At 57.4% G+C, this 26,998-nt stretch carries 24 protein-coding genes; 13 read left to right on the forward strand and 11 right to left on the reverse strand.

From position 1 onward, the window contains the following. Positions 1 to 531: 531 nt before the first annotated feature. From BLQ24_RS07445 to BLQ24_RS07465, 5 genes are all read right to left on the reverse strand, one after another. Positions 532 to 1,212 (reverse strand): GntR family transcriptional regulator, encoded by a 681-nt coding sequence (locus BLQ24_RS07445; protein WP_090164246.1) that lies wholly within the window; start codon positions 1,210 to 1,212, stop codon positions 532 to 534. Between the two features lie 61 nt (positions 1,213 to 1,273). Continuing rightward, positions 1,274 to 2,275 carry a 4-(cytidine 5'-diphospho)-2-C-methyl-D-erythritol kinase gene (locus BLQ24_RS07450; RefSeq protein WP_090164248.1) on the reverse strand — a complete coding sequence of 334 codons (1,002 nt, stop codon included), beginning with the start codon at positions 2,273 to 2,275 and terminating at the stop codon, positions 1,274 to 1,276. Continuing rightward, a complete protein-coding gene (locus BLQ24_RS07455) occupies positions 2,244 to 3,131 on the reverse strand; it encodes an Ig-like domain-containing domain (protein WP_090164250.1) in 888 nt (295 codons plus the stop codon). Before BLQ24_RS07455 ends, BLQ24_RS07450 begins: the two co-directional genes overlap by 32 nt. Positions 3,132 to 3,133: 2 nt before the next feature. Beyond that, complete coding sequence (gene tadA / locus BLQ24_RS07460) at positions 3,134 to 3,652, reverse strand: tRNA adenosine(34) deaminase TadA (RefSeq protein WP_090164252.1); 519 nt, start codon at positions 3,650 to 3,652, stop codon at positions 3,134 to 3,136. An 87-nt stretch (positions 3,653 to 3,739) separates the two neighbouring features. Then, positions 3,740 to 4,837, reverse strand: coding sequence for a GGDEF domain-containing protein (locus BLQ24_RS07465; protein ID WP_090164253.1), 1,098 nt, complete (start codon positions 4,835 to 4,837; stop codon positions 3,740 to 3,742). A gap of 278 nt (positions 4,838 to 5,115) precedes the next feature. On the opposite strand from BLQ24_RS07465, the gene mscL reads away from it, so the two are divergent. From mscL to BLQ24_RS07515, 10 genes are all read left to right on the forward strand, one after another. After that, on the forward strand, positions 5,116 to 5,595 hold the full coding sequence (gene mscL / locus BLQ24_RS07470) for a large conductance mechanosensitive channel protein MscL (protein WP_090164255.1): 480 nt from the start codon (positions 5,116 to 5,118) through the stop codon (positions 5,593 to 5,595). A gap of 15 nt (positions 5,596 to 5,610) precedes the next feature. Further along, entirely contained in the window at positions 5,611 to 6,249 is a 639-nt protein-coding gene (locus BLQ24_RS07475) for a CvpA family protein (RefSeq protein WP_090164257.1), read from the forward strand. Between the two features lie 120 nt (positions 6,250 to 6,369). Continuing rightward, positions 6,370 to 7,644, forward strand: coding sequence for a dihydroorotase (locus tag BLQ24_RS07480; RefSeq protein ID WP_090164259.1), 1,275 nt, complete (start codon positions 6,370 to 6,372; stop codon positions 7,642 to 7,644). Positions 7,645 to 7,709: 65 nt separating this feature from the next. Further along, a complete protein-coding gene (locus tag BLQ24_RS07485; protein ID WP_090164261.1) occupies positions 7,710 to 8,444 on the forward strand; it encodes a dihydroorotate dehydrogenase electron transfer subunit in 735 nt (244 codons plus the stop codon). Positions 8,445 to 8,455: 11 nt separating this feature from the next. Then, positions 8,456 to 9,400 (forward strand): dihydroorotate dehydrogenase, encoded by a 945-nt coding sequence (locus tag BLQ24_RS07490; RefSeq protein ID WP_207644948.1) that lies wholly within the window; start codon positions 8,456 to 8,458, stop codon positions 9,398 to 9,400. Positions 9,401 to 9,518: 118 nt separating this feature from the next. After that, the gene (pyrF, locus tag BLQ24_RS07495; RefSeq protein WP_090164265.1) at positions 9,519 to 10,217 is read left to right on the forward strand and encodes an orotidine-5'-phosphate decarboxylase; all 699 of its coding nucleotides are present in this window, start codon (positions 9,519 to 9,521) and stop codon (positions 10,215 to 10,217) included. A 108-nt stretch (positions 10,218 to 10,325) separates the two neighbouring features. Beyond that, complete coding sequence (gene pyrE / locus BLQ24_RS07500; RefSeq protein WP_090164267.1) at positions 10,326 to 10,961, forward strand: orotate phosphoribosyltransferase; 636 nt, start codon at positions 10,326 to 10,328, stop codon at positions 10,959 to 10,961. 12 nt (positions 10,962 to 10,973) lie between these two features. Further along, the gene (pyrB, locus tag BLQ24_RS07505) at positions 10,974 to 11,894 is read left to right on the forward strand and encodes an aspartate carbamoyltransferase (RefSeq protein WP_090164269.1); all 921 of its coding nucleotides are present in this window, start codon (positions 10,974 to 10,976) and stop codon (positions 11,892 to 11,894) included. Positions 11,895 to 11,979: 85 nt separating this feature from the next. Next, positions 11,980 to 12,405, forward strand: coding sequence for an aspartate carbamoyltransferase regulatory subunit (locus BLQ24_RS07510; protein ID WP_336433276.1), 426 nt, complete (start codon positions 11,980 to 11,982; stop codon positions 12,403 to 12,405). Between the two features lie 48 nt (positions 12,406 to 12,453). Next, complete coding sequence (locus BLQ24_RS07515; RefSeq protein WP_242869615.1) at positions 12,454 to 13,020, forward strand: M48 family metallopeptidase; 567 nt, start codon at positions 12,454 to 12,456, stop codon at positions 13,018 to 13,020. A 4-nt stretch (positions 13,021 to 13,024) separates the two neighbouring features. Here BLQ24_RS07515 and BLQ24_RS07520 read toward each other — a convergent pair whose 3' ends face one another. Further along, positions 13,025 to 14,569, reverse strand: a complete 1,545-nt coding sequence (locus tag BLQ24_RS07520; protein WP_090164275.1) for a UDP-N-acetylmuramoyl-L-alanyl-D-glutamate--2,6-diaminopimelate ligase — start codon at positions 14,567 to 14,569, stop codon at positions 13,025 to 13,027. Between the two features lie 275 nt (positions 14,570 to 14,844). On the opposite strand from BLQ24_RS07520, the gene BLQ24_RS07525 reads away from it, so the two are divergent. Together BLQ24_RS07525 and dapB are read left to right on the forward strand one after the other, a co-directional pair. Further along, entirely contained in the window at positions 14,845 to 16,281 is a 1,437-nt protein-coding gene (locus tag BLQ24_RS07525) for an aminopeptidase (RefSeq protein ID WP_176755883.1), read from the forward strand. Positions 16,282 to 16,486: 205 nt separating this feature from the next. Next, positions 16,487 to 17,227: a 4-hydroxy-tetrahydrodipicolinate reductase gene (dapB, locus tag BLQ24_RS07530; RefSeq protein ID WP_090164279.1), complete on the forward strand. Its 741-nt coding sequence runs from the start codon at positions 16,487 to 16,489 to the stop codon at positions 17,225 to 17,227. A 760-nt stretch (positions 17,228 to 17,987) separates the two neighbouring features. Here dapB and BLQ24_RS07535 read toward each other — a convergent pair. The 4 genes from BLQ24_RS07535 to BLQ24_RS07550 all read right to left on the reverse strand — a co-directional run bounded on the left by BLQ24_RS07535 (position 17,988) and on the right by BLQ24_RS07550 (position 24,794). Then, positions 17,988 to 18,935: a hypothetical protein gene (locus BLQ24_RS07535; RefSeq protein WP_090164281.1), complete on the reverse strand. Its 948-nt coding sequence runs from the start codon at positions 18,933 to 18,935 to the stop codon at positions 17,988 to 17,990. A gap of 109 nt (positions 18,936 to 19,044) precedes the next feature. Then, a complete protein-coding gene (locus BLQ24_RS07540) occupies positions 19,045 to 21,237 on the reverse strand; it encodes a YhgE/Pip domain-containing protein (protein WP_090164283.1) in 2,193 nt (730 codons plus the stop codon). Next, entirely contained in the window at positions 21,234 to 23,819 is a 2,586-nt protein-coding gene (locus BLQ24_RS07545; RefSeq protein WP_090164285.1) for a YhgE/Pip domain-containing protein, read from the reverse strand. The genes BLQ24_RS07540 and BLQ24_RS07545 overlap by 4 nt, the downstream gene beginning before the upstream one ends. A 48-nt stretch (positions 23,820 to 23,867) precedes the next feature. Next, complete coding sequence (locus BLQ24_RS07550; protein ID WP_090164287.1) at positions 23,868 to 24,794, reverse strand: DMT family transporter; 927 nt, start codon at positions 24,792 to 24,794, stop codon at positions 23,868 to 23,870. Positions 24,795 to 25,170: 376 nt separating this feature from the next. On the opposite strand from BLQ24_RS07550, the gene BLQ24_RS07555 reads away from it, so the two are divergent. Beyond that, a complete protein-coding gene (locus tag BLQ24_RS07555; RefSeq protein WP_163427681.1) occupies positions 25,171 to 25,836 on the forward strand; it encodes a YitT family protein in 666 nt (221 codons plus the stop codon). Here BLQ24_RS07555 and BLQ24_RS07560 read toward each other — a convergent pair. Beyond that, positions 25,762 to 26,808 (reverse strand): YeiH family protein, encoded by a 1,047-nt coding sequence (locus tag BLQ24_RS07560; RefSeq protein WP_090164291.1) that lies wholly within the window; start codon positions 26,806 to 26,808, stop codon positions 25,762 to 25,764. The genes BLQ24_RS07555 and BLQ24_RS07560 overlap by 75 nt on opposite strands. Between the last annotated feature and the right edge of the window lie 190 nt (positions 26,809 to 26,998).

Here is a 26,998-nt window from a genome sequence, read left to right on the forward strand (position 1 = left end):
TATCTTCTCGCTGTATGATTACATTCGTTTCCGCGCTACATTTCGACAGACATAGGGAGCGGGAACGGAGTCAAGTGACAGTACGCTGGCCGAAAGCCGGGCAGCACTTGACGTAGTGACACGGAAAATCCTTACCCGCACCAGCGGGCGTGGATACACGCTTGCTGGCTGCCCTACAGCGAGGATAAATATTGATCGTCTCTGGCGAAGCCTGAGACACCTTTTGACTGCAGACTCTGTGAAAAAGTGTGTGCATCATAAAAAGCAACCAGCAACATTGCTGTTACTGGTTGCCAAAATCTCTTGATTTTTCACTGTCCTCTTGACGGGTAGCAGTTCAGACCGCCGCGCCTTTCTCGACCGCACCCGCCAGGCCGACCGCTGCACCTTCCTCGACCGCACCCGCCAGGCCGACCGCACTTCATAAAAAAAGCGGCTGCACCAAGCAGGATCCTCTGCTCGGTGCAGCCGCCCCGTTTCCGGACGTCTGTTTCGTCATTATTTCGCCATTATCTCGCCATTGCTTCGTTGTTATTTCGAATGGCTCCGGAACGCCGTGTCACCCTCGTCGATGACGAACTGCTTCAGGCTGTTCACGTGGTTCGCCGCAACCTGTGTGGCGTTCTGCGGGTCGCCGCTCTTCAGGGCGTCGATGATTTTCTGGTGTTCCTCCGGCATCGCCTGGTACCGAGAGAAGTCATCGTAGTACAGGTAACGGAAGCGCAGTGCCAGCTCCTGTACGGTTTCGGAAAGCTGGATCAGTGTCTTGTTCTCACTGAAGATGACGATCATCTTGTGGAAGCTCTCGTCACCGTCGATCATCCCTTCCACATCGCCGCTCTTGATGGCGATCTCATAGTCTTTCGCAATCTTCTCCAGATCGTTGATCTGCTCTTCCGTGATCGATGTGGCCGTGATTCCGGCAGCCAGTGACTCCAGGTTCTCCCGGACCACCAGGGTATCGATGATATCCTTCACGGAAATATCCGACGCATAGGCACCCCGCCGCGGCTCGATCACCACCAGGCCGTCCTTCTCCAGTTTCCGGATGGCTTCCCGGACCGGGGTGCGGCTTACGCCCATCTCCTCCGCCAGGTTGACTTCCATCATTCTCGTACCCGGTGCGATCTTTCCCTCCATGATCTGAATCTTCAGCTGCTCATAGACAACTTCACGCAGTGGTTTGTGACTCTGCAAATCCAATTCCAACATACTATCCTCTCTTTTAGCTCTGCTCTTTCTCTTAGATATTTTCCAGCCCCGGTGAATTTCATCAGGACATTGTCTTCGTCCAATAGGCTTCCCAGCCCTCTTTCCGTAGCGCCAACCCGGCCTGCTCCGCCTCCCGGGACGTGCCGTAAACAGCGAAAACCGTCGGACCGCTGCCGCTCATCAGAACAACCTCCGCACCGGACTGACTCATCCGCTCCTTCAGCTGCCCCACCACCGGGTAATGCGCCAGGGTGTACCACTCCAGCACGTTAATATAGTCCTCATAGACCGCCGGGTCCCCGGACAAAATCCGACGGAGCAGCCGGTCGTTATCCGGACGCTTCCCAGGAACACACCGGTCGAACCCCTGATACACCTCTGCGGTGGAAACACTGATGCGGGGTTTTGCGATAACCACCGGCCGGGAATCCCCCCGGAACGGTTCCAGAATCGTACCGCTTCCTGTGGCCCGGGCCGCACAGGAGGACATCCGGTCGAAGCGGACGTTGTCCGGCAGCACCCGGTTCGCATTCGCCTGACCCATTGCGCAGAACGGCACATCCGATCCCAGTTCCCCGCACAATTCCATGATCCGGCCCAGAGAGAGCCCCAGTTCCCACAGTGCATTCAGCCCGTGGATCACTGCAGCGCCGTTTCCGCTGCCGCCGGCCATGCCGGCCGCCACCGGAATCCGCTTCAGGAGCCGGATGTCAATCCGGCCGCCGGGCTGATCCTTTCCGTATTCCCGGATCATCAGGATGGCGGCCTTCACCGCCAGATTCCGCTCATCCGACGGAAGATAGACACGGTTCGACTGCAGGGAAACAGTGATATCCCCCCGTTCCCGCCGGGAAGACGGCTGATAGACCACCGTCACATCATCATGAAACTGAATCTGCTGCATGATCATGTCCACCGGATGAAATCCGTCCGGCTGCCGTTCCCCCACATCAATGGACAGGTTGATCTTCGCATAGGAACGGACCATGATCTTCTTCGCTCCGGAGCGGGGAGACGGACCGCCGTCCGGCTTATTTCTTCTTCGCCTTCGGGTTCTTTCCATAATTCGTTGCCTTCAGCTCCGCACGCTTCGCAGCTTCTTCCGCCGCCTTTGCCTCGTACTGCGCCTTCCGGCCTGTCCGGAAGGTGGAACCTGCTTCCCGGATCGGTCTCGGACGGGAAACCCGATAGGCATTTCCGTGCCGGCGATCCTCGGTGTCCTCCGGAGAGATGCCCCGGCGGCGGTTCTTCTTCGCTTCCTTCTTCCTGGCCTTCTCCAGCTCCGCATCATGTTCTTTCAGAACCTGCTCAACGGACTTTCCGGTCTTCTTCGCCTCCTTGTACGGGTTGAAGGTCTTCTCATGGATGAGCTCCTCATCCTTCTTCTCCTCGTCCTTCTTCTTCATCTGGGTGGTGGAGAATACCATCATACCGCCGAACATGAGGAACATCATCACCATGTAGCCGATTGTGTATACTTTCTGGTTCATGGTCTTGAAGGTGATCTTCGTATCCTTCCCCAGCTTTTCCCCGTCATTCGCCCGGAAATCGCCGGAAATCGTGCAGGTATACTTCGTATTATCCTGGATCGCACCCTTCCCGGTCTGCGCCACCTTCGTGGTGTCGATGATGATCAGCGCATACTTACTGTTCTTCGAACTGTAGATGATCCGGGTCGGGAACTCCTTCCCGCTCTCATTCGTGATCCGGAATGCGGTCTTGTTCGCTGCTTTCGACCGATCATTTCCCACCGGCTTGTTGAAGAACACCTTCACGCACATATTATCTTTCGTGGTATTCTCCGCTCCGTTCTTCGGTTCCGTGTTCGTGATGCGGAAAGTCTCCGCGCCGAAACTGAACATCGTTGCCAGCATGACGATCAGCAGCGTCAATCCGACGATCCTGCCACTTCTCTTCATAATTACTTCCTCCGATTTCCTGTCTCTTGACTCCCTGATGCAAACGTTCTTCTATGAGCGGACGGACGGGGTCTCTTCCGAAGTTCCGAAAAAAACTGTTTCAGAATCCCAGAGCACTCCTCCTGCAGAATTCCGAATTCCGTTTCGATCCGATGGTTCAGCGCCGGTTCATCCACCACGTTCAGTACCGAGCCGCACGCACCGGCCTTCGGGTCGGCCGTACCCACATACAGATGCTCCATCCGGCTCCAGACCAATGCGCCCGCACACATGGAACAGGGTTCACATGTGACGAACATGGAGCACCCGGACAGGCGCCAGCCTCCCAGGGCCTTCGCCGCTTCCCGGATCGCCACCATCTCCGCATGCATGGTCGGATCTTTCTCTGTTTCTGTCAGATTATGTCCCCGGGCAATGATCGAACCATCCCGGACAATCACTGCACCAATTGGAATTTCACCGATTTCCGCAGCCTTCCGGGCCTCTTCAAGAGCCTCCCGCATGTACTGTTCTTTACTCATACGTTAGAAAGTATACATCAATTCCATACTGTATTCAACAACTATCTGTACGGAATCCAATGCACTCCGGGCCTGACAGGAAATCCCTCAGGCCACTGCATAGCGTCCTTTTCCGTTCCGTTTCGCCTCATAGACCGCCGCATCGGCCCGGGAGAAGAAGGCATCGAAGGACTCATAGGGCCGGACGATGCTGATGCCGATGGAACAGCTGATGGATATCTTCTCCTGGCGGAATTCGTCCCTCACAGATTCCAGAATTCTTCCCGCCACGAAGGCCGCCTCATCCACGCCCAGGAACGGGAGATACACGATGAACTCATCCCCGCCGAAACGGCCCACAATGTCCGACCGCCGGACATTGCGCTCCACGCATCGGGCGAACCGGCGCAGCACCTCATCTCCCCGGAGATGGCCGAAGGTATCATTAATTCCTTTGAAGTTGTCAATATCAATCATGAAGAAGGCGCCGCCCGCCCCCCGGTCCAGACAGGAATGAATCATCGCCACCGCCGCCTGCCGGGTCTGGGTCTTGGTGAGGGAATCCAGATCCCGTTCTTTTTCGATGTAGATCCTGTCCGACAGGGAACGGACGAAACGGGGCGTGTTCATCAGAATACAGAGAATCCCCGCCGCAGTGAAGGCCAGAACATTGGCCGTTTCCATCTCAAACGTCTGGGGATCCTTGCACAGGCGAACGGCGGTCAGATACCCGGCGCTGCCCACCAGCAGCATGGGAACCTCCCGCACCGGTCTGTCGATCAGAATGAATGCCGGGATGACCAGCATGACACAGAAGGTGACGCCCACATAATTCTTCGTAGGTGAAAAGACGGCGCTGTTCAGAATGCCGAAAACCAGCAGTCCGAAGGTCTGAAGATAGGCCCATTTCAGTCCCAGCCGCTTCTTCCGCCTCCGGGCCGCCCTTCGCAGGATCATGAAAGCGGCAGAGTATAGGAAGAAGAAAGCATAGGCCGGCAGAGGCCGCCGCTTCAATATTCCTGCCATTGCGAAGACAGTCAGCAGCAGTCCGGACAGAAAACCGATGCCGGATACCCCGAGCATATTCCGTTCATTCTCATCGACAATCCGGGACTTCACCGCCTGATAGCCCGGTTTCGACAACCCGCAGTACAAAAAAAAACTGCGCAGCCGGTCCGACAGATTTCTCCTCTTTTCTTTATTCATGTTCCCTTCCTAATTTGATCTATCGCAATTTTTCATATGTGTTAAAACAAAGATTTAAGCATTTGTCAATCATATCCCTTTCGTAGGTGAATTGCAACCCAAAAAATGGATTCATCGTGAAGAACAAAAAACTTTTTTACTGTATCTGCGTTTCCTTCGCGAGAACGCCCGCCGATCCTCCTTTGTCCCTCTGCATCATTGAATTTCCCCGGCCGGTACGGTATACTGATTTCTAACGAAGCGGGGATCACCGCACTCATAGAACAGAAAGGATATATATGAAAGGTTTTTTTAGAGAATTCAAGGAGTTCGCACTGAAGGGCAACATGATGGACCTGGCCGTAGGCATGATCATCGGCGCCGCCTTCACCGCTATTGTGCAGTCGCTGGTCAACGATATCATCAACCCGTTCCTGGGCATTTTCACGGGGAAGATCAATTTCTCCGACCTGTTCATCGCCCTGGACGGGAAGGAGTATGCCTCCCTTGCGGCGGCGGAGAAAGCGGGAGCCGCTGTCATCAAGTACGGTTCCTTCCTTTCTGCGCTGATTAACTTCCTCATTATGGCCCTGGTGGTTTTCCTTCTGGTGAAGGGGCTGAATAAGCTGCGTTCCCTGGCGGAGAAGCCGGAAGCGCCGGCGGCGCCGACCACGAAGGTATGTCCGTTCTGCAAGACCGAGATCGCCATTGATGCGGTCCGCTGCCCGCACTGCACCTCCGTTCTGGAAGAAACGCCGGCGGCAGAGCCTGAAAAGTAACGGACGGGAGCACCCATGGTTCTGGATGTCATCATACTGATTATCATCGTTTTCACGGCAGTGCGTTCCTCCTACCGGGGGTTCGCACTGACCGTGATCCGGGTCGGCCAGTGGCTGGCGACACTCCTGTGCGCCGTACTCTTCACCGGAGATCTGCGCCGGTACATCGATCGGCATACACCGGTGGGCAGCGTGCTCAGGGATATGGTTTCCACACACATTTCCGACCGAGTGAAGGAATCGACCACCTATCAGGAGATCCCCCGCGCTCTGCAGGGACTGGTGAGCACCGGCGCCGATTCCGTATCCGGGAAACTGGCTTCCGAGATCGCCGGTATTCTGCTTTCCGTGCTGGCATTTCTGCTCATTGCGCTGGCCATCAAGCTGATCTGCTGGGGGTTTGCGGCACTGTTCTCGAAGAAGCATCACCACGGCGCCATCGGCACACTGGATACGGCTGCGGGATTTCTGCTGGGTTTCGGACTGGGCATTTTCTACGCGCTCCTTCTCCTGGCACTTCTGGCGCTGCTCATTTCCGTCTGTTCTCCGGGCACAGCCTCCAGTCTGAGCGCCCTCATGAAAGGCTCCTATATCAGTGAAAATCTGTACCGGATGAACCCGCTGCTTTCCGCTTTCCGCAGTGTTCTGGGATGAGGCGGGGAAGACGGACGGCTGAAGCAGCCGCCATTGACACCCGCCCTGATCCGTTGTATAGTATTGAAGATTTAGGCTGAAACAGGATGGGCCCTCCGGCCCGGTACAGGAGGTTGCAGAATGACGCTTTTGGTTACGAACGGAACAGTTTATCTGGATCACAGATTCCGGAAAGCTGACCTGTTGATTTCTGAGAATTACACTTCCGTTTTTGATGCCGGAAAAGCCGATGCAGCGGCTGCCGACAGAGTTATTGATTGTAATGGAAAATATATTTTGCCCGGATTTGCGGATGTACATGTACATTTCCGTGAACCCGGGTTTTCTTATAAAGAAACGATCCGCACCGGATCCCGGGCGGCGGCCCGGGGCGGCTACACCGCCGTGTGCACCATGCCGAATCTGAAGCCGGTTCCCTCCACCATGGAGGGGCTGAATGCGCAGCTGGATCTCATCCGCCGGGACGCCTGCATCGACGTGATCCCTTACGGCGCCATCACAAGGAAGCAGGACGGGCGCAGTGAACTCTCCGACATGGAGGCCATGGCCCCTTACGTCTGTGCATTCACCGATGACGGCAAAGGTGTGCAGGACGGCGGTCTCATGCGGGCCGCCATGGAAACGGCCCGGGGCCTCGGGAAAATGATCACGGCCCACTGCGAGGACGAAAGTCTGCTGGGGGGCAGCGCCATCCACGACGGGATCTTCGCCGCATCCATACATCATCAGGGCATTTCTTCCGCCAGCGAATGGAAACAGATCGAGCGGGACGTGAAACTGGCCGATGAAACCGGCTGCCCGTATCACGTCTGCCACGTTTCGACGAAAGAGTCGGTGGAAGTCATCCGGGATGCGAAGCAGTCCGGTGTCGATGTGACCTGTGAAACCGGCCCCCACTACCTGACCCTGTGTGACCAGGACCTGTTCGCCATCGACCCGGCGGACCCTGCCTCCGGCCGGTTCAAGATGAATCCGCCTCTCCGGGGGAAGGACGACCGGGACGCGCTGCTGGCGGGACTCATGGATGGAACCGTGGATATGATCGCCACAGATCATGCGCCTCACAGCAGGGAAGAGAAGTCCAAGGGACTTCTGCACAGCGCCTTCGGGATCGTGGGACTGGAAACGGCGTTCCCGGTGCTCTGGACGAAACTGGTGGAAACCGGCCTCCTGACCCGGGAAAGACTGGCGGAAGTTCTGTCCGCCGCACCCCGGAAGCGCTTCGGTCTGGAAGAGGGAACCAGCTGGGTCATCACAGATCCGTCCCGGGAATTCACCATTGATCCGGACACCTTCGAGAGCATGGGCCGTTCTACCCCGTTCGAAGGCTGGAAAGTCCGGGGCAGTGTGGAGATGACCATTTACCGGGGCAGCATCGTCTATCAGCGCAGCTGAACCGAACCATCTGCACCATCGAATCACTTCATATATAACTTCACATATAAATAGAAAGGATCAACATGGACAGAAAATTTCTGACCATCATGAGAAACGAACCGGTGACCCATGACACCCGGTTCATGGAACTGGCAGGAGACTGCCGGGAGATCACGAAGCCCGGTCAGTTTCTGAATATCCGCCTGGATGGATGTTTCCTCCGCCGGCCGATTTCCATTTACGACTGGACGGAGGATCGTGTCTCGATTTTGTACAAGGTTGTGGGAAAAGGCACCCGGCAGATGGCGGACATGCACCCCGGGGAAACCCTGGATGTGCTCCTGCCTCTGGGGAACGGCTTCCGCACGGATCTGCACGGCCGAAAGCCGGTGCTGATTGGGGGCGGAATAGGCATGCCGCCTATGTACGGTGTGGCGAAGGCGCTCCGGCGGGATTTCCCGGATCTGCCGGTGCAGGTGATTCTGGGATTTAATACAGCAGAGGATATTCTGCCCACGGAGGCGTTCCGGAAACTGGACATCGAGCCGGTCATCACCACGGCGGACGGGTCGGCGGGCATGAAGGGATTCGTCACCGACGCCCTGGAGCAGACGGAGCAGGATTATGTCTTCGCCTGCGGCCCGGAACCGATGCTCCGGGCGGTCTGGCCGCTGGCGGAGGACGGACAGTTCAGTTTCGAAGAGCGCATGGGCTGCGGCTTCGGCGCCTGTATGGGATGCAGCTGCAGGACGAAGTACGGTACGAAGCGGATCTGCAAGGACGGTCCGGTTCTGATGCGGGAAGAAATCATATGGTAGAGGAGGGCAGGATGAAAAATACAGAGAACAGACTGGGTGTGACGCTTTCCGGCATTCCTCTGGACAATCCGGTGATTCCTGCCAGCGGCACCTTCGGGTTCGGCCGGGAATTCGCAGAGCTGTATGACCTGGACATTCTGGGTTCCATTTCTTTCAAGGGAACGACGCTGGAACCCCGTTACGGAAATCCGCTGCCCCGCATTGCGGAATGCCCGGACGGCATGCTGAATGCCGTGGGGCTGCAGAATCCGGGGCTGGACGCGGTGTGCCGGGAGGAACTGCCCCATCTGCGGCAGATTTTCCACAAACCGCTGATCGCCAACATCAGCGGTTTCTCCCTGGAGGAATACCGGACCTGCGCCGAGCGGATGGACCGGGAAGAACAGGTCGGCATCATCGAAGTGAACATCAGCTGTCCCAACGTACACGCCGGCGGCATGTCCTTCGGCACGGACCCGGCAGCCGCCGCAGAGGTGACCCGGACGGTCCGTCAGGTGACGAAAAAGCCGATCTATATCAAACTGACGCCGAATGTGACAGACATCACTTCCATCGCAAGGGCCTGCGAGGAGGCCGGCGCCGACGGTCTGAGCATGATCAACACCCTGCTGGGCATGCGTCTGGATCTGAAGAAGAGACAGCCCCTGCTGGCCAATGTCACCGGCGGCTACAGCGGCCCAGGGGTTTTCCCGGTGGCAGTGCGCTGCGTCTATCAGTGCTTCGAAGCGGTGAATATTCCGATCATCGGCATGGGAGGCATCAGTTCCCCGGAAGACGTGATTGAAATGATGATGGCCGGCGCTTCTGCGGTGCAGGTGGGCGCCGCCAATCTGACCAATCCGTTCGCCTGCCCGGAAATCATCCGGGATCTGCCGGCGGCCATGGACCGTCTGGGGATCCGCCGGCTGGAGGAGATCATCGGTGCTGCCCACACCGGTCGTCAGAACGCACAGTGAAGGAAACTTTTGTCCTCACATCAGGCCGTATCCCGGGGAGCACATCCACAAAACGCTTCCGGTGCGGCATCATTCAGGAAAAACAGAAATCATCAAGAAGAGAACAAGGAGGCAGCCAATGGCAAAAGACGTAATCATCGCATGCGATTTCCCATCCAAAGACGAGACAATGTCCTTTCTGGAACAGTTCAGAGACGAGAGACCGTACGTGAAGATCGGCATGGAACTGTTCTATGCGGAAGGTCCGTCCATCGTACGGGAACTGAAGGCGAGGGGACATCAGATCTTTCTGGATCTGAAGCTCCACGATATTCCGAATACGGTGGAGAATGCCATGCGGTCCCTGGCAGGTCTGGGCGTTGATATGACCAATGTCCACGCAGCGGGCGGCGTGAAAATGATGGAAGCCGCACGCCGGGGCCTGACCCGGGAAGACGGCACCCGCCCGGTTCTGATCGCTGTGACCCAGCTGACCTCCACGAACCGGGAAGTCATGAACATGGAGCTGGGCATCAAGGGGCCGGTGGAGAGCACTGTCATCGCTTATGCGAAGAATGCGGCGAAAGCCGGACTGGACGGTGTGGTCTGCTCCTCCCGGGAAACCGGGCTGATCCACGAGGCCTGCGGCGCCGGATTCATGACGGTCACACCGGGCATCCGGCTGGAAGGCTCGAAGCAGGACGATCAGCACCGCATCAACACGCCGACCCAGGCCAGGGAAAACGGCACCGATTACATCGTCGTCGGCCGGCCGATCACCCGGGTGGAAAACCCGGTGGCGGCGTACCACCATTTCCGGGAGGAATTCCTGGGATAGGCGGCGGAGTCCGCTGACGAAACCCGGCCCGGGGGGCGGAAGCGAAGCCCCGGCCGGGACATTACAGGAAACACATATTTTCAATTCACGATACCGGAAGGAGATTCCATGAATACAAAAAAAGAAATCGCAGAAGGTCTGCTCTCCATCGGCGCTGTTTTCCTGCGCCCGGAAGAACCCTTCACCTGGGCCAGCGGCATCAAGAGCCCGATTTACACCGATAACCGGCTGACCCTCACGGCGCCGGAAGTCCGCACCATCATCGAAAACGGTCTGGCGGACACCATCCGGACATACTATCCGGACTGCCAGGTACTGATGGGCACCAGCACGGCGGGAATCGCCCACGCCGCCATCACCGGCCACATCATGGATCTGCCGATGGGTTATGTCCGGGGCTCGAAGAAGGATCACGGCAGAACGAACCAGATTGAAGGAAAACTGACACCGGGCGAGAAAGTGGTGGTCATCGAGGATCTGATTTCCACTGCCGGTTCCGCCTGCGATACCGTGAACGTGCTGCGGGAAGCCGGCGCCGAAGTGCTGGGTATCGCCAGCATCTTCACTTACGGCATGAAGAAGAGCGTCCTGAAGCTGGCGGAGACCAAGGTGGAGAACCACAGCCTCTGTGACCTGGACGAACTGCTGGAAGTCGCTCTGGAATCCGGCCGCATTAACGAAACACAGAAGGCGAAAATCCTGAAATTCCGGGACAATCCGTCGGATGAGAACTGGATGAAGTAACGGGAGGTAACGATGAACGAAGTACGTAAGCTGATCAACATCACGGATCTTTCCACCGGGGAGATCGATCACCTGATGGATCTGGCCGATGATATCATGGCCGATCCGACGAAATACCAGGACGCCTGCGCCCACAAGATTCTGGCGACGCTGTTCTTCGAGCCGAGCACCCGTACCCGCCTCAGCTTCACCTCTGCCATGATGAGCCTGGGCGGCCAGGTACTGGGCTTCGCCGATGCGAAATCCAGTTCCGCCACCAAGGGGGAAACAGTCAGCGACACCGTCATCATGGCCGGCTGCTATGCGGACATCATCGCCATGCGCCATCCGAAGGAGGGAGCACCGATTGCTGCCGCCCGGAAAACCACCGTTCCGCTGATCAATGCCGGGGACGGCGGCCATTTCCACCCGACCCAGACCCTGACGGACCTGCTCACCATTCACCGGAAACTGGGCAGCTTCGACAACTTCACCATCGGTCTGTGCGGCGATCTGATGTTCGGCCGCACCGTCCACTCCCTGATCGAGGCCCTGCTCCGTTACGAAAACGTGAAATTCATCCTGATTTCCCCGCCGGAACTGCGTCTGCCGGAATACATGAAAGAGAAAATGAACCGGTCCGGCGCAGAGTGGCACGAGTACACGAAACTGGAAGATGCCATTCCGGAGCTGGATGTGCTCTACATGACCCGGGTGCAGAAGGAACGTTTCTTCAACGAAGAAGACTATGTCCGTCTGAAGGACAGTTATATCCTGGACCGGGAGAAACTGGAGGATGCCAAGAAAAATATGATCATCATGCATCCGCTGCCGCGGGTCAACGAAATCGCCGTGGAAGTGGACGACGATCCGAGAGCCTGCTATTTCTATCAGGCGAAGTGCGGACGCTACGTGCGCATGGCTCTGATCCTGTATTTCCTGGGGATCAACTGATCCGAAGCACATACTTTCTCCGGGACCCCCGGAGATCGGACTTTTCCCGGGCGCCTCACATACCCGGGCGATAGGAGGACAAAAAATAATGAATATTGACGGACTTTCCAACGGCATCGTTCTGGACCATATCAAAGCCGGAAAAGGCATGAAAATCTACGAACTGCTGGGCCTGGACAAACTGACCTGCACCGTGGCCATCATTCAGAACGCCACCAGCAGCAAGCTGGGCCGAAAAGATATCATCAAGATCGATTCCATCATCGATCTTGACCTGGACGTACTGGGGTACGTGGACAGCAATGTCACCATAGACATTATCCGAGACGGGAAGGTGGCCGAGAAACAGCGCTGCTCCCTGCCGGAGCGGCTGACCAACGTGATCCGGTGCCACAATCCGCGCTGCATCACCACTGCGGAACCGAGCCTGCCCCAGGAGTTCCGGCTGGTGAACCGGGACCAGCGGATCTACCGCTGCTGCTACTGCGATACCGAGTACAAAGAGAAATAATCCCGTGGACGAACACGCCCGGGCCGGGTTATAATACGGGACATGACAGTGAAGAAAGTACAGGTAAAAAGAAGCCGCCGGAAAACCCTGGCGGTCGAGGTAACGGCAGATGCCGAAGTGGTGGTGCGGGCGCCCTACGGCGTGCCGCTGGCGGAAATCCAGGCATTCCTGGACGAGAAGTCGGACTGGATTCAGTCTCACCTGCAATATATGAAGAAAAGGGCCGCCCGGCAGGCGGCCCTTCCCGCCATTTCCCAGGCAGAGATCCTTCGCCTGAAGGAAAAGGCCCGGATCTATATTCCGGGGCGGGCCGCCCATTATGCCGCCCGCATGGGCGTCCGTTTCGGCCGCATCACAATCCGCGCCCAGAAAACCCGCTGGGGCAGCTGCACATCCTCCGGCAATCTGAACTTCAACTGCCTGCTGATGCTGACCCCGCCGGAGGTCATCGATTACGTGGTCGTTCACGAACTGTGCCACCGGCTCCACATGGACCACTCCCCCGCCTTCTGGCAGGAAGTGGAGCGCTGGTACCCGGACTACCGCCCCTGGAAGAACTGGCTCCGGGAATACGGCAGCCAGCTGATCGGCCGGATGACTGCCGGGGAGAAGTAGTCCGCTACTTCTCCTTCCCCAGCAGCTTCCGCAGCGCTTTCTGACACGCCGCCTTGTCCGTCATCCACGGCCGGCGGCCCTCTTCATGATACATGTAGGATTCCCCGCCTTTGCCCAGCGTCAGAACCACATCCCCCGGCCCGGCGTGCCGGATGGCCTTCTCGATGGCCTTCTCCCGGTCCGGCTCGAACTCCCATGCACAGTCCGTCTTCCGGACCCCTTCCAGAATATCCTCGGCAATCTCCCGGGGATCAGAGCCCCGGGGATCCTGGGAAGTGAGCACCACGCCGTCCGCATACCGTCCGGCGATCTCCCCCATGATCGGGCGCTTCACCATATCCCGCTTTCCCGGACATCCGAAGGCAGCATAGATATGCCCACCGTTTTTCTCCGTGATTTCCTTCGCATAACCGAAAATCTTCTCGTATCCGTCCGGCGTGTGGGCGTAATCCACAATAACCGTGAAATCCTGCCCCTCTTCCACCCGGTCCATCCGGCCGTCCACCTGGGCCACATGTTCCAGATACGGCAGCATCTCCTCAATCGGCATGCCGCACTCATGCATGGCGGCAATCGCCCCCAGCAGATTATATACATTGTACAGCGCCGCCAGATTGGTGGTGACCCGGTATGTTTTCCCGGCGTGACAAAGGGTGAACGTGCACCCGGTCGCACTTTGTTGAATCTCCTGTGCGAAATAGTCAATTGTGTCGGGACTGCCCACCGGAGAATGGGTGCCGTGAACCGGATAACCGTTCTCATCCGTGAGCTCCTGTCCCTGATCCGTGCCGTAGGTCACGAAGCGGCAGCGGATATCCCGCTTCAGCGCATCGATGCTGATCACATCATCTGCATTCAGCACCGCCACCGCCTCCGGCTTCAGGTTGGTAAAAAGCCGTTCCTTCGCCGCCAGGTAGCGCTCCATGGTCTTGTGGTAATCCAGATGGTCATGGGTCAGGTTGGTGAAAACCGCACAGTCGAAGTCCACCGAATCCACCCGGCCCCGGTCCAGCCCCTGGGAACTGACTTCCATGGCACAGGCTTCCATGCCGTGATCCACCATTTCCTTCAGATTGGAGTGAGTCTCGATCTGGTCCGGCGTGGTCAGATTCGGCACCCGGGAGTAATCGCCGTAACGGATGGCGATGGTTCCCATGTAACCACAGGGCCTGTAATGGGAATACACATCGCTGATCACGCTGGTCAGCGTCGACTTGCCGTTGGTGCCGGTGGCGCCGAACATGGTCATATGCCGGCTCGGGCGCCCGAAGTACAAATCGCTGATCCGGTTGATCTCTGCGTTCATATCCTCCACATGGATATATACCGTACCCGGCAGCTCCTCCACCGGTTCTGTGCAGACGATTGCCGCCGCTCCGGCGTCGTGGGCTTTCCCGGCGAACCGGTGGCCATTCGTCTCATAACCTTTGATACAGAAAAACAAATACCCCGGCTTCACGGTGCGGGAATCCAGGGTCAGCCCGGCGATATCCACATCCATCCGGCCCCTCAGCTCCGGCCGGTCCGGAAACAGTTTCGAAAGAAGCATAACAGCCCCCCTTCATCTTTCGTTGATCCATTTGTATGTCATTTTACGTCGTTCCCGGCCCGGTGTAAAGAGACTTGCACCGGACCGGAAGAGTCGCTACAATGACATCTTGATAAATTCTGGAACATTTTCAGAAATTCCAACACTTTTTTCCCACGGCGTGATAAAATAATCCTGATGAATGTTTTCTGCGCCGTACGATATACTGAATACAATTTCCGAGGCGCGGAAAAAACACTGCGCCATCTCTATTTTACACAGGAGGCATGGTAATTATGAAGAGAGACACCGCATGGAAGAAGTATGACGACAAACAGCGCCGTCAGATCTATTCCTTCGCTGGAGAATACAGAAACTTCCTCAGCCGCTGCAAGACGGAGCGGGAAGTCAACGATTATGTGGTAGAGGAACTGAGAGCTGACGGATTCATGGATCTGGACGTGCTCATCGCCGCCGGAAAGGAACTGAAACCGGGGGATCGGGTCTACCGCAGCAACATGGGCAAGGGACTGGCGATCTTCCAGATCGGAACAGACCCGATTGAAAACGGCATGAACATCCTGGGGGCCCACATCGATTCCCCGCGGCTGGACCTGAAACAGAATCCGCTGTATGAAGATACGAACCTGGCGATGCTGGACACCCATTATTACGGCGGGATCAAGAAATACCAGTGGGTCACCCGGCCGATGGCACTCCACGGCGTAATCGCCCGGAAGGACGGTTCCGTAGTCACACTGAACATCGGCGAAGAACCGGATGATCCGGTTTTCGGCGTCAGCGACCTGCTGATCCACCTGGCCGGAAAGCAGATGGGGAAGAAGGCCAGCGAAGTCGTCACCGGGGAAGACCTGAATGTCCTGGCGGGCAGCATCCCTCTGGACACCGATCTCAGTGACGAAGAGAAAGAAAAACTCACCGACCAACAGAAGGAGGCCCTGGAAAACCCGGTCAAAGGATGGGTGCTCCACTATCTGAAGGATCACTATAACGTGGATGAACTGGATCTGGAATCCGCCGAAATCGAAGTGGTTCCGGCCGGTCCTGCCCGGGACTACGGATTCGACCGCAGCATGATCATGGGCTACGGTCACGATGACAGAGTCTGTGCCTTCCCGTCCTACAAGGCAATGCTGGAGCTGCCGGAAACCGTCAGCCGCACCTGCTGCTGCCTGCTGGTGGACAAGGAAGAGATCGGCAGCATGGGCGCCACCGGAATGCAGTCCCGCTTCTTCGAAAACACCGCAGCAGAGGTGATGGACCGCGCTGGTCAGTACCGCAGCGACCTCTCTCTCCGCCGCACACTTGCGAACTCCATGATGCTTTCCTCTGATGTGAGCGCAGCCTTCGATCCGAACTACCCGTCCGTCATGGACAAGAACAACTGCTGCTACCTGGGGGGCGGCATGGTGATCAACAAGTATACCGGCGCCCGGGGCAAATCCAGCTCCAACGACGCCAACGCCGAATACATGGCCCTGATCCGCCGTGTCTTCGACGACGCATCCGTCTCCTTCCAGACCGCCGAGCTGGGCAAGGTGGACGAGGGCGGCGGCGGCACCATCGCCATGTACATGGCCAACTACGGCATGAACGTCATCGACAGCGGCGTGGCGGTGCTGAACATGCATGCACCGAACGAGATCATCTCCAAGGTGGACCTGCACGAGGCCCTGCTGGGTTACGTGGCATTCCTGAAAAACATTAAATAGCACCGAGGACCGCCCTAAATACAGCCATCCCTCTCTGGCGTTAAGCCGGGATGGATATATTCCCCCGGCGGATGGAAATTTTTCTGTTCACTCATTTCCATCCGCCGGGATTTTTTGTCTTTCCCCGGGCGATGCAGCCTCACCGTGAATCTGATATAATGAAACTACTTTCGCGTTGTACCGCACACCCAAAGGAGGTCAAATTATGGTAAAAGTTATTATTACAGCCCCGAAAGGGAAGATGGGCTCACTGATTCTGAAGGAGGCTGCCGGCCGGCCGAGTCTGGATGTGACAGGAGCCCTGGGCCGCCCGGGCGCCGATTATGTCGGTACAGAAATCTGCGGTGTGAAGGTCAGCGGGGATCTGGAGCAGATCATCGACCAGTGTGATCTGGTGATTGATTTCTCCACAGTAGAAAATTCCATGGCCGTACTCCGAAGCTGCGTCGCCCATGGAAAGGGGCTCATCTGCGGAACCACCGGCTTCACCGATGAACAGGAAGCGGAATTCCGGAAGGCGGCAGAAACCATCCCGATGATGCGGGCATCCAATACCTCCTATATGGTGAACGTCCTGTCAAAAATGCTGGAACTAGGTGCCAGGGCACTTTCCGGCCTCTGTGACATCGACATCCTGGACATGCATGACCGGAAGAAAAAAGATGCGCCAAGCGGAACCGCAAAAGAACTGGGCGATGCCATGGCAAAAGCAGCCCGCCTGTCTCCGGAAACAGATATTACCTACCACTCCCTGCGGGCCGGAGACATCTCCAGCACTCACACCGTCTTCTTCACCGGATTCGGCGAGCGAATCGAAGTGACCCACCGGGCCTATAACTGGGAATGTTTCGCCAACGGTGCCTGCGAAGCCGCCCGTTTCATGGAAGGCAAGGGCCCGGGCAGCTACACAATGAGTGACGTGATTGCGGGAGAGATGGCGCTGTAGGTGCGGCCTGGCTGGGCCCAGCCAGGCAAAGGCTGGGCCGGGCCGAAGCTGATACCGGGCCGGGCTGGGCTGGGCCGAAGCTGGTACCGGGCCGGGCTGGGCCGAAAATTGTATACAAATCACGATTATACCCCGTATGCATGGCCGAAGGCAGCCTGATTGTATACGAATCGCAGTTCACTAATGATGAAAGGTGCGGAATCGGCTTTTCTGCCAATTTCGCAGGTAAATGAACGGTGAACAGGGTGCGAAAACAAAAATAAATCCTGATAAAAATATTTCATGATCCTGCGAAGGTGCGGAATGAAGCGAAAGGCTTGTTTCCGCACCTTTTGAGGCTGGAAGCATATCCGACTTTCCGAATATCTATACGGACGCATCGAGTATTTCGTCTCTACGCTTCCTGCAAACCGGTCGCATCACGGCCACATTCCATCTGCCGTGCATCTCATCAAATATTTCTGTATTCTTATTCACCCATAGAAAAACAATCTCTGATTATTCAATTCGCTCCTCGAACCGGCGGGTGCGAAAACGGGCTTTTTTGTCATTCCGCACCCACGAGATTTCTGCCCCCGCACCGCAGACCGATCACTGCGAAAATGAACATGCGAAATCCGAAAAAAACCAAATTCCGCACCCGCCAGGACGACCGCACACACGTCCCATGGATAAAAAAAAGGACGGGCTGCCTCCTCGAAATGTTTTCCACTGTTTCGAGGAAGCAGCCCGCTCATCTGGAACAGGTCCGATTCGAAGATCAGGACCCTTTCTCCGTCTTCCCGGCCCGGAAGAACAGCAGTGCCATCGCCATCAGCACGGCAGATCCGGTCAGTACCTGCAGCGGGAAGAGGAACAGAATCTTCTCCGGCACCAGCATGGGGAGGATGCCCATGGCCCCCGCCGGCGGCAGGAACATGCCGGTCACTGCGTAGGCGGCCGACAGAAACAGCATGGTCACCACGGCCGCTGCTGTGACCGGCAGTCCCAGTTCCCGGCACAGCAGAATCCGGCTGTAGGAACCGATCATCGCCATGAATCCCAGCAGCAGGACCGCCCGCACCGGTTTCCGGCGGGCCGGACATGCGGGATCCGTGAATTCCTGAAAAGCAACCAGAAGCGGCGGAGCGATGCAGAACCGCCATCCTGCCGGAATACAGATCAGGCCGAACAGCAGAACGAGAAGGAGACGTTCCCCCAGCTTGATCCAGACCTGCCGCCCGCCCGGCGGCAGTGGTTCGTACAGGTCCGGCTCCCGAAAGCCGGCTGCTTCCATGACTTTCCGCAGCAGTACGATCATCAGACACAGCAGGAAGGCGGAAACCGGGTAGACGATCTGTGCCGACTGCAGAAGCACCGGCAGAACGATGGCGCTGATCATCGGCCCCAGAGATGTGCCGCTGATTCCCAGGATGAACTGACCGACGGCGTAAGCCAGCAGGATCTGGAGCAGCAGCGGCAGGTGGACATACTGCACGATGATCATCCCGCAGACGGCGCAGAGGGTGATGAAGAAGATGATACGAGGGCCGTTCACCTTCCACGGCTTGTGGGGGGTCAGGATCATACCGGTGGCCAGCGCCGCAATTTCCGGAAAGATAATCTCCCGTTCCACCAGCCCCTCCGCCGATCCGGTCATGCAGGCCACTACCACCGTAATGAGAATCGTGGCGATGAGATAGTCTTTTTTGTTTTTTATCTGCTTCATGAATTCTACTCCACTTCGTTCCCGCCGGCCTTTCGCCGACCGCTCCCCTGCTGCCTGACCCCGGCTTTCTGAGCCGGCCCGGGCGAACGCCGGCCTTCCGCCGGCCGCCTTACATGACCTTCGTGCTCTCCAACTTGTGTTCCATCCACCGGTTCAGCCGGATGATCGGTTTCCGGAGGATCAGTCCGATCACCAGCATCGGAATCACGAACAGACCCAGTTTCCCCAGATAGATCCAGTAATCGTTTGCGTGCCGGCCGGCGACGCATTCCCGCATGGCATTCATGCTGTGCACAAAAGGCAGGAACGGATAAGTCATCCGGAATGCCTTCGGCATCATCTCCACCGGGAAGGTGCCGCCGGAGCCCGCCACCTGCAAAACCATGAGAATGACGCAGACCGCCTTTCCCACATCGCCGAAGGAGAGAACCAGGCTGTAGGTGATGATCACGTATACAAGGCTGGTAATCCAGCAGGCAATCAGGAAAAGCAGGGGATGGATACACTGGATCTCCAGGAACAGGAGATCCCCCAGCGCCACCAGGGTCGCCTGCAGGAAAGCAATGATGGCGAACAGGATCAGCCGGCCGAAGTACGCCTGGTACGGCCGGAGCCGGGCGAACTGGATCCGGCGGTCTTCCGTCATGTCCGCCTTCATGATCGCCACCAAAATGACCGCGCCGACCCACAGCGCCAGCGTGGTGTAGAACGGCGCCATGGCGGAGCCGTAGTTTTTCACCGAATAGACGCTGATCCGCTGAAGTTCCACCGGGGCGGACAGGAAGTCCGCAATGGTCCTGGAGTCATTGCCCATGATGCGGCTCAGTGCCTTCCAGCTGCCGGAAGCGGAAACGCTCCGAACTTCCCGGATCAGATTTTTCAGTTCCGCATCGGCGGACCGGAGTTCTTTCCCGGCAGAGGCGAGAAGCCGGTGCAGGGATCTAAGATCTCCGGCAGTCCCGGAAGACAGCCCGGCCGCAGCACCCGCCAGCTTTCCGAAGGCGCCGAGCGTACTGTCCGCCGCATTCAGAGAGCGATCCATGGAACGAAGGAGCGTTTTCATCTCCCGCCGCCAGGATTTCTCATATTCCGTTTTCATGGAACCGATCGTGGACCGCACGCTGTCCACATCCCCCCGGAGCCGGGTTCGCCAGGCGGCGGTGCTTCTGCGGGCCTCGGCGGAGGCGGATGCCGCATCCTGCAGATCCTGCCTGAGCGCATTCTGTTCTGCAATGGAAGCCTCGATTCGTCCCTCCATCCGGGCAATCACCCGGTGGGAAGCCGTCGCCCGGTCCGGAAGCGCCCGGTCCACGGCTTTCAGGTCGGACAGGAACGCCTCGTAGCGGGCGGTGATCTGTCCCACATCCCGGCTCATCGCCTGCAGATCGTTCTCGCCGGCAGCCAGATCCGTGTCCGCCTCCTCCAGAGCTCTGCCGATTTCCTCATCCATAGCAGCATAGGACTGATCCATCTGCGTCAGCATATCGCCGATCCCGGAGACCGCCGTGTCCAGAGACGACGCCAGTCCGGCGCCCCGGGATCCGGCTTTCCGGACAGCCTTCCGGCTTTTCTGAACCTGCTTCCCGCTGTCCTTCAGGAATCCGGCGGTCACATCCAGCAGATCAGACAGGGAGCCGGTGAGGGAACCCACCGCCTCCACAGACCCCGCCGCCGCATCCAGGCCGACTTCTGTCTTCTGTAGATTTTTCCGGAGCTGCTGCATCATACTTTTTGTGCCGGACCGGGACACCGTGCGCTCCAGCCCGTCCATGACGTCCAGCTCCACCTGCAGGATGGTAGACAAAAAGTTACGGCTGATCTCCCGCTGCACCGCTGAAGCGCCGCTGTCGGTCACTTTCGGTGCGATGGCATTCTCCTTCTGGTTGACATAATAGAGGATGGAGGAATGCTTCACATGGGGCGTGAAGAAGCTCATCATGTCATCGCTGAACCGCTTCGGAATGACGATGGCCGCATAGTAGGTGCCGCTGCGAACGCCGTCCAGTGCGGTTTTTTTGTCCACAAATACCCAGTCCATCCGGTCGTTTTTCCGAAGCTCCGCAGTCACCGTCTCACCGATATTCATGTGAAGCGGCACCAGGTCACCGCTGTAGCCCCGGTCTGCATTGACCACCGCCACTTTCAGATTTCCCGTATTGCTGTACGGGTCCCAGCTGGCGGCGATATTGAACCACGCATACAGACTCGGCACCACCGTCAGTCCCATGATCATGATCCATGCGATGACGTTATACTTCACCTTCATCAGGTCACCGACGAAAATACGCAATATATTTCTCACTGCCGGTCACCTCCTTCATCCGATTCCGTGGTTTCTTTCTTTTCCCTCCGCCGGTGCCGCCGATCCCGCATTAGTTCACGGATCCGCTCCACCAGTTCCTCCTGCGGCGTATCCCGGATGCCCAGCCGCTGCTGCACCGTCTCATGGATGTATTCCAGAGCGATCAGGCAGATGGAGATCACCACGATGGAGGTGACCCACAGGATCAGGAACAGCAGTTTCGCCTCAATCCGGAATGCCAACACCAGGAAGAAGAGCGGCAGCAGAATGTACAGCAGGAAGCCGTAGCGGATGCGCCGTGGATATTTCTTCTCAAAGGACACGGCCCGCTCCATGACCACATCCCGTGTCGCTTTCTCTTCTGTCAGCACCCAGAGAATGTGGCTCAGATTAGCCTTCGGCCGCACATCATTCTCCCGTTCACTCATCATCAGACCGGTCTGGGACAGCCGGTCATCGAACATATTATTCATATTCATGATCAGCGGCTGAATCACCAGTCCCAGCAGCAGCGCCACACCCAGGAAAATCATCAGAATCCCCAGATTCTTCCCGTAATGATGGCCGTAGTATCCCGCAATGGTTTCCCGCATGGCGTTGATGCTGTAGGTAAACGGCAGCATCGGGTGGAGGATACGGAAAAAACGGGGCAGCATCTCGATCGGGTAGGTGCCGGAAGATCCCGGAATCTGCAAAATCACCAGGAATACCACGATCGCCCGGCCCAGATGGTTGAAGGTCAGGGTCAGCGCATAGATCAGGTTAATATACACGAAAGAGGCCGCCATACCCGCCAGAATGAACATGCCGGGGTGCTGACACTGGATTCCCGGCAGAAGCAGATCTCCTGTCAGAATGATCAGCGCCTGGATCTGTCCCAGCAGAACGAACAGCAGACCCCTGCCGAAATAGGCCTGTGTTCCGGTGAATTCCGGAATTTCATCATCCGCATCCACCCGAAGTTTCAGAATCGCCGCCAGAATAATACCGCTGACCCAGAGGGCCAGATTCGTGTAAAACGGCATCATGGCGGAGCCGTAATTCCGCACCGGATAGGTGGTCTCGGTTTCCAGCTGAATCGGGGAGGCCAGGAACTCGGAAAGTTTTTCCGTACTTCCCTTCGACCGGGAAAGCAGGTTTCGGTATGCACCGGAGCCGGAGATGGTATTCAGGTCCGCCCGGGCGGCGTCCAGGGTATTTTTTGTCCTCCGGATCGTCCGGGATGTCCCCTGAAGGCTCCGGTCCGCATCGTCCAGCGCCCGGGACATGCTCCGAAGCAGGGTGCGGACCCGGGCGGTTTCCGCAGGCACGCCGTTCAGTACGCCCCGGAGAGAAGCGCTGAGGACCCCATAACTGTCCAGGGTCTGCTCAACCAGCGGAAGACCCTGACCGAACCAGCTGCGGCGGGCCTGCTGCAGCAGCAGGGCATTGCCGTCCATGAGACGGTTCATCTCTTCACCGAACTGTTTCGCTCCCGTCTGCGCATGGTCGATCCGGTCTCCTGCGGCCGTGAGGGACCGGAGCAGTTCCTGTGCCTTCCGGTTCTCAGCGGTGAGCTTGTCCAGGGTATCCGATGCCGGAGATCCCGGGATCAGCCGGTTCAGTTCCTGCATGTCTTCAATCAGCCGGCTGTTCAGGCTGACAATCACCGTCAGTTCCGTCACCGCCTGCTGAAGCTGCCCGCTGACCCGGTCATAAGGCGTGCTGAGCCCGGCTGCCGCCCGGGCGGTATCACTCCGGAGGGTTTCCAGCGAAGTGTACAGGCTGTCCAGAGAACGGTTGAGCTGTTTTGTGTAAAAGGCAGTGGAGGTCCGGGCATTCTGCAGGGCCCGGTCCGTGTCATCCAGTGTTTTCCGCCCGGCTTCGGCCGATTGATCCAGCTGATCCAGAGCGCCCCCGGAAGCCCGGAGTGTTTCCCGGGCCTTTCCGGAAGTCCGGCGGAAGCGGGTGAGCACAGCATCGTACTTTCCCAGTTCTTCAGAAGAATGCTGCAGTTTCCGGTCAATCCTGCGGCGGGACTGCTCCATCCGGCCCGCAAGGCTGCCCCCGGTCCGGTCGATGGTATCGGAAACGACGCCGCTGACCACTTTCACGAAGGTTTCGTTGATCCGGGTCTGCAGCGCTGTGGCGCCGGAATCCGTAACCTTCGGGGAGATGGCGTTCTTCTTCTCATTGCAGTAATACTCGATCCGGGGCCGCTTAATCTTCCCGGACAGCACGCTGATAATGGAGCGGGAGAATCCCTCCGGAATGACAATGGCGGCGTAGTATTCCCCGTTTGCCACACCCTCCCGGGCGTTTTCGGCGGACACGAACCGCCAGCCCAGCTGATGATTCTTCCGGAGCTGGCGCTGCACCTGGTTGCCCAGTTCCAGAGGCCCTGTGACCTTGCTGTAGGCCCCCTGATCCGCATTGACTACTGCCACCCGGATGTTTTTCGTATTGTTATACGGATCGATATTCGCATAGATATTGAACCAGGCATAGAGAGCCGGAATGAAGCAGACCCCGATGATCACCACCAGGGCGACGAAATTCCGAAGGATGCGCCGAAGATCCCTTTTGAATATTTTCCAGACCATAACTCTCCCTCCGTGCGGAATGGACAAAAAAACGCCGGGCTGTTCGTTCTAACGCTCTCGAACCCCGCTCCGATGCCGCCGGCCCAGAATTGCCGGCAGCACTTCCGAAAGCACGGCGCCCCCCAGAATCAGCAGGGCTCCCGCCGCCTGCAGACCGCTCATGGATTCCCCCAGAACCAGAGCGCCCCAGATCACAGCGGACAGGGGCTCCAGATAACCCAGTATGGAGACCGTCTGCACAGGCAGCTTTGCCACCGCTCCGTAATAGGCGCACCAGGCAATGCCGGTGTTGAACAGTGCCAGAATCAGCATCCAGGGCAGGCTGCCCCCGGGCACAGGCCGGGGAAGTCCTTCCTTCGAAAGAACGAACAGAAACACCACGGTGAAGCAGCCCGCAATCTGGATCAGGGATCCTTCAAATCCCCCGATGTGCCGCGCCTTCTTGTACAGAATCAGCATGACAGCCAGGAACACGGCACTCATCAGCCCGGCGAAGATGCCGTACTGGGTCTTTCCGCTCTCCAGCGCCTCCAGATTCACCAGAATCATGCCGAAAACTACGGCCAGAAAGGTTCCAGCCTTCCACCAGGTCATCTTCTCCCGGAACAGAAGAGGAGAAAGAAACATAACGGCGATCGGACCGCAGTAATATGCGATGGTGCCAAGGCCTGCGCCGATCTCCTGATACGCAGTGTGAAGGAAAATCCAGGACACCCCCTGGGCCATGCCCGACAGAAATACGATGCCCAGGTCCTTCCGGTGCGCCGGCCCCTCCGGCTTCTGACGTGTCAGCAGAAATACCAGAAGGATGAACGCACCGCCAATGCCGGACCGGTACAGCACGATGTCCCAGCTGGGAAGATCGATGCGGCTGACCCAGACTCCCGCTGTACCGAAAGATACCAGCGAAAAAATAAACACTGCCAGAACCGACTGTCTCGATCCCGGACGGACTCCTTCTTCTCTGCGGCCCATTGATACTCCCTCTATTCAACAAAAAACGAAAAATTTTCGGACACTTCTACATATAGAATGGTACCATATTCCGCCCCTGCCAGGAAGAGATTTCCGCCCGGCGGCTGAATCCCGCCGGCGGCCGGCTGCTCCCGGACAGGGAAAGAAGCCGGAAGGAGGGAGAAGGAAAGGGGAATTGATGCATTTTTATTCTATATATCACATCTTTATTACTTTAGAGCATTCCACTGTAAACGTCTTAAACCGTTGAAAACACTGGATTTATGTCCGCACACCCTTGTCATCATGGATCAGAAATAGTATACTTTATACATCAAATATGCAAAAACAGGTCCCCGGCTCTGCCGGGGACCCTTCTGCGGGAGGGAGATTCATTATGAAACGAAACAAGGTATCACATGCAGCGCTGACACTGCTTCTGGTGACGGCGGGAAATATTCTCTATGCGGCAGCCGTGAAACTGTTTCTGCTTCCCGCCGGGCTGCTCACCGGCGGCACCACCGGAATCTCTCTGGCCGTCCGCCATTTCACCGGATTCGATCTTTCCGGCTTCATTCTGGTCTTCAACGTGCTGATGCTGGTTCTGGGATGGTTTCTGATCGGCCGTTCCTTCGCCATGACCACCATCGTCAGCACTTTCGTGTATCCGCTGTCCCTGAAACTGCTGGACCGGACCCTGGGTGACATCATTCTGACCCGGGATATTCTGCTCTGCACCGTTTTCTCCGGTCTGGGCATCGGCCTGGCGCTGGGCATCGTCATTCGCTCCGGCGCCTCCACCGGAGGCATGGACATCCCGCCGCTGATCCTGAACAAATATTTCCGCATCCCGGTCGCCCTGTCCCTGTATATCTTCGATTTCATCATCCTGCTACTGCAGGCTGCATACAGTCCGACGGAGAAAATCCTCTACGGTCTGCTTCTGGTTCTGATCTATACGGTGGTGCTGAACAAGGTTCTGACCGTTCTACCAGATACCCATCACATGCTGCATCAGAAGACTGACCACCGTGATGCCCGCCCAGCAGCAGGCGCCCAGTAAAATCGGCTTGCCCCCGGAACGGATCAGTTCCACCACGTTGCTGGACAGTCCGATGGCGGCCATGGCCATGACGATGAAGAATTTACTCAGCTCCTTCAGTGGTGCGAACACCGCCGCCGGCACTCCCATGGAAGTGCAGACCGTGGTGATGACTGAGGCGATCACGAAGTACAGCAGGAACATCGGGAACGCCCGCTTCAGACTGAACCCGCCGCTTTTCTGCTCCGGACCCTCTGCCTGCTTCTCCCCCCGGGCCCGGTACAGCGCCAGCCCCAGTGTGATCGGAATGATCGCCAGAGTCCGGGTGAGCTTGACCGTCACCGCCTTGTCCAGCGTCGCACTGCCCAGATTCCACATACTGTCCCAGGTCGCCGCAGCGGCTGTCACAGAGGATGTATCGTTAATTGCCGTTCCGGCAAAGACACCGAACGCACTGCCGTCCGTCGTCGTGAATCCCAGAGCGTGCCCCAGCATCGGGAAAAAAATGGCCGCCAGCACATTGAAGAAGAAAATCACCGAAATGGACTGGGCCACCTCATTATCATCAGCGCCCACCACCGGTGCCGCAGCCGCAATGGCAGAACCGCCGCAGATGGAGGAACCCACGCCGATCAGCGTCGCCGTGTTGCCGTGAATATGCATCACCCGGTGCAGTACCCAGGCGATGACCAGAGACGTGGTGATCGTGCAGACAATGATGGGCAGGGACTCTTTCCCGGTCTGCAGCACCACATTCAGATTCATGCCGAATCCCAGCAGCACCACAGCACTCTGCAGAATAATCTTCGATGTCCACTTAATGCCCGGCTGTGCGCCCCCTTTCTCTTTCCATACCAGGGTGATCATCATCCCCAGCAGAATGGCGATGACGGCGCCGCCCACGATCGGAAACTTCTTTCCCAGCAGCCAGGACGGCAAGGCGATCAGGAAACAGACCAGCAGGCCGGTTCCGTTCTTCTTCAGAAAATCCATCTCAATATTCTCCTCTCCATCTGTGATCAGTAAGACACGACCGATTATACCCTTGACAATACAGAAGGAAAAATTATATATATTTATGTATCAATAATATTTCATTATGCATCGCTGTGTGTTGCTGGCCGTCGTTTTTCGTCTCCGCCCGTAGGGTAACGTCGCTGGCCGTAGGTTTTCGTCGGGCAAC

The organism is Eubacterium pyruvativorans (assembly GCF_900102225.1).
In the GTDB taxonomy this organism is placed as follows: Bacteria; Bacillota; Clostridia; order Peptostreptococcales; family Anaerovoracaceae; genus Aminicella; species Aminicella pyruvativorans.

Bases quoted from the DNA above. Each gene is read 5' to 3' on its own strand.
- BLQ24_RS07445 (WP_090164246.1), bottom strand. From the start codon at position 1,212: ATGTTGGAATTGGATTTGCAGAGTCACAAACCACTGCGTGAAGTTGTC.
- BLQ24_RS07450 (WP_090164248.1), bottom strand. From the start codon at position 2,275: ATGGAAAGAACCCGAAGGCGAAGAAGAAATAAGCCGGACGGCGGTCCG.
- BLQ24_RS07455 (WP_090164250.1), bottom strand. From the start codon at position 3,131: ATGAAGAGAAGTGGCAGGATCGTCGGATTGACGCTGCTGATCGTCATG.
- tadA (WP_090164252.1), bottom strand. From the start codon at position 3,652: ATGAGTAAAGAACAGTACATGCGGGAGGCTCTTGAAGAGGCCCGGAAG.
- BLQ24_RS07465 (WP_090164253.1), bottom strand. From the start codon at position 4,837: ATGAATAAAGAAAAGAGGAGAAATCTGTCGGACCGGCTGCGCAGTTTT.
- mscL (WP_090164255.1), top strand. From the start codon at position 5,116: ATGAAAGGTTTTTTTAGAGAATTCAAGGAGTTCGCACTGAAGGGCAAC.
- BLQ24_RS07475 (WP_090164257.1), top strand. From the start codon at position 5,611: ATGGTTCTGGATGTCATCATACTGATTATCATCGTTTTCACGGCAGTG.
- BLQ24_RS07480 (WP_090164259.1), top strand. From the start codon at position 6,370: ATGACGCTTTTGGTTACGAACGGAACAGTTTATCTGGATCACAGATTC.
- BLQ24_RS07485 (WP_090164261.1), top strand. From the start codon at position 7,710: ATGGACAGAAAATTTCTGACCATCATGAGAAACGAACCGGTGACCCAT.
- BLQ24_RS07490 (WP_207644948.1), top strand. From the start codon at position 8,456: ATGAAAAATACAGAGAACAGACTGGGTGTGACGCTTTCCGGCATTCCT.
- pyrF (WP_090164265.1), top strand. From the start codon at position 9,519: ATGGCAAAAGACGTAATCATCGCATGCGATTTCCCATCCAAAGACGAG.
- pyrE (WP_090164267.1), top strand. From the start codon at position 10,326: ATGAATACAAAAAAAGAAATCGCAGAAGGTCTGCTCTCCATCGGCGCT.
- pyrB (WP_090164269.1), top strand. From the start codon at position 10,974: ATGAACGAAGTACGTAAGCTGATCAACATCACGGATCTTTCCACCGGG.
- BLQ24_RS07520 (WP_090164275.1), bottom strand. From the start codon at position 14,569: ATGCTTCTTTCGAAACTGTTTCCGGACCGGCCGGAGCTGAGGGGCCGG.
- BLQ24_RS07525 (WP_176755883.1), top strand. From the start codon at position 14,845: ATGAAGAGAGACACCGCATGGAAGAAGTATGACGACAAACAGCGCCGT.
- dapB (WP_090164279.1), top strand. From the start codon at position 16,487: ATGGTAAAAGTTATTATTACAGCCCCGAAAGGGAAGATGGGCTCACTG.
- BLQ24_RS07535 (WP_090164281.1), bottom strand. From the start codon at position 18,935: ATGAAGCAGATAAAAAACAAAAAAGACTATCTCATCGCCACGATTCTC.
- BLQ24_RS07545 (WP_090164285.1), bottom strand. From the start codon at position 23,819: ATGGTCTGGAAAATATTCAAAAGGGATCTTCGGCGCATCCTTCGGAAT.
- BLQ24_RS07550 (WP_090164287.1), bottom strand. From the start codon at position 24,794: ATGGGCCGCAGAGAAGAAGGAGTCCGTCCGGGATCGAGACAGTCGGTT.
- BLQ24_RS07555 (WP_163427681.1), top strand. From the start codon at position 25,171: ATGAAACGAAACAAGGTATCACATGCAGCGCTGACACTGCTTCTGGTG.
- BLQ24_RS07560 (WP_090164291.1), bottom strand. From the start codon at position 26,808: ATGGATTTTCTGAAGAAGAACGGAACCGGCCTGCTGGTCTGTTTCCTG.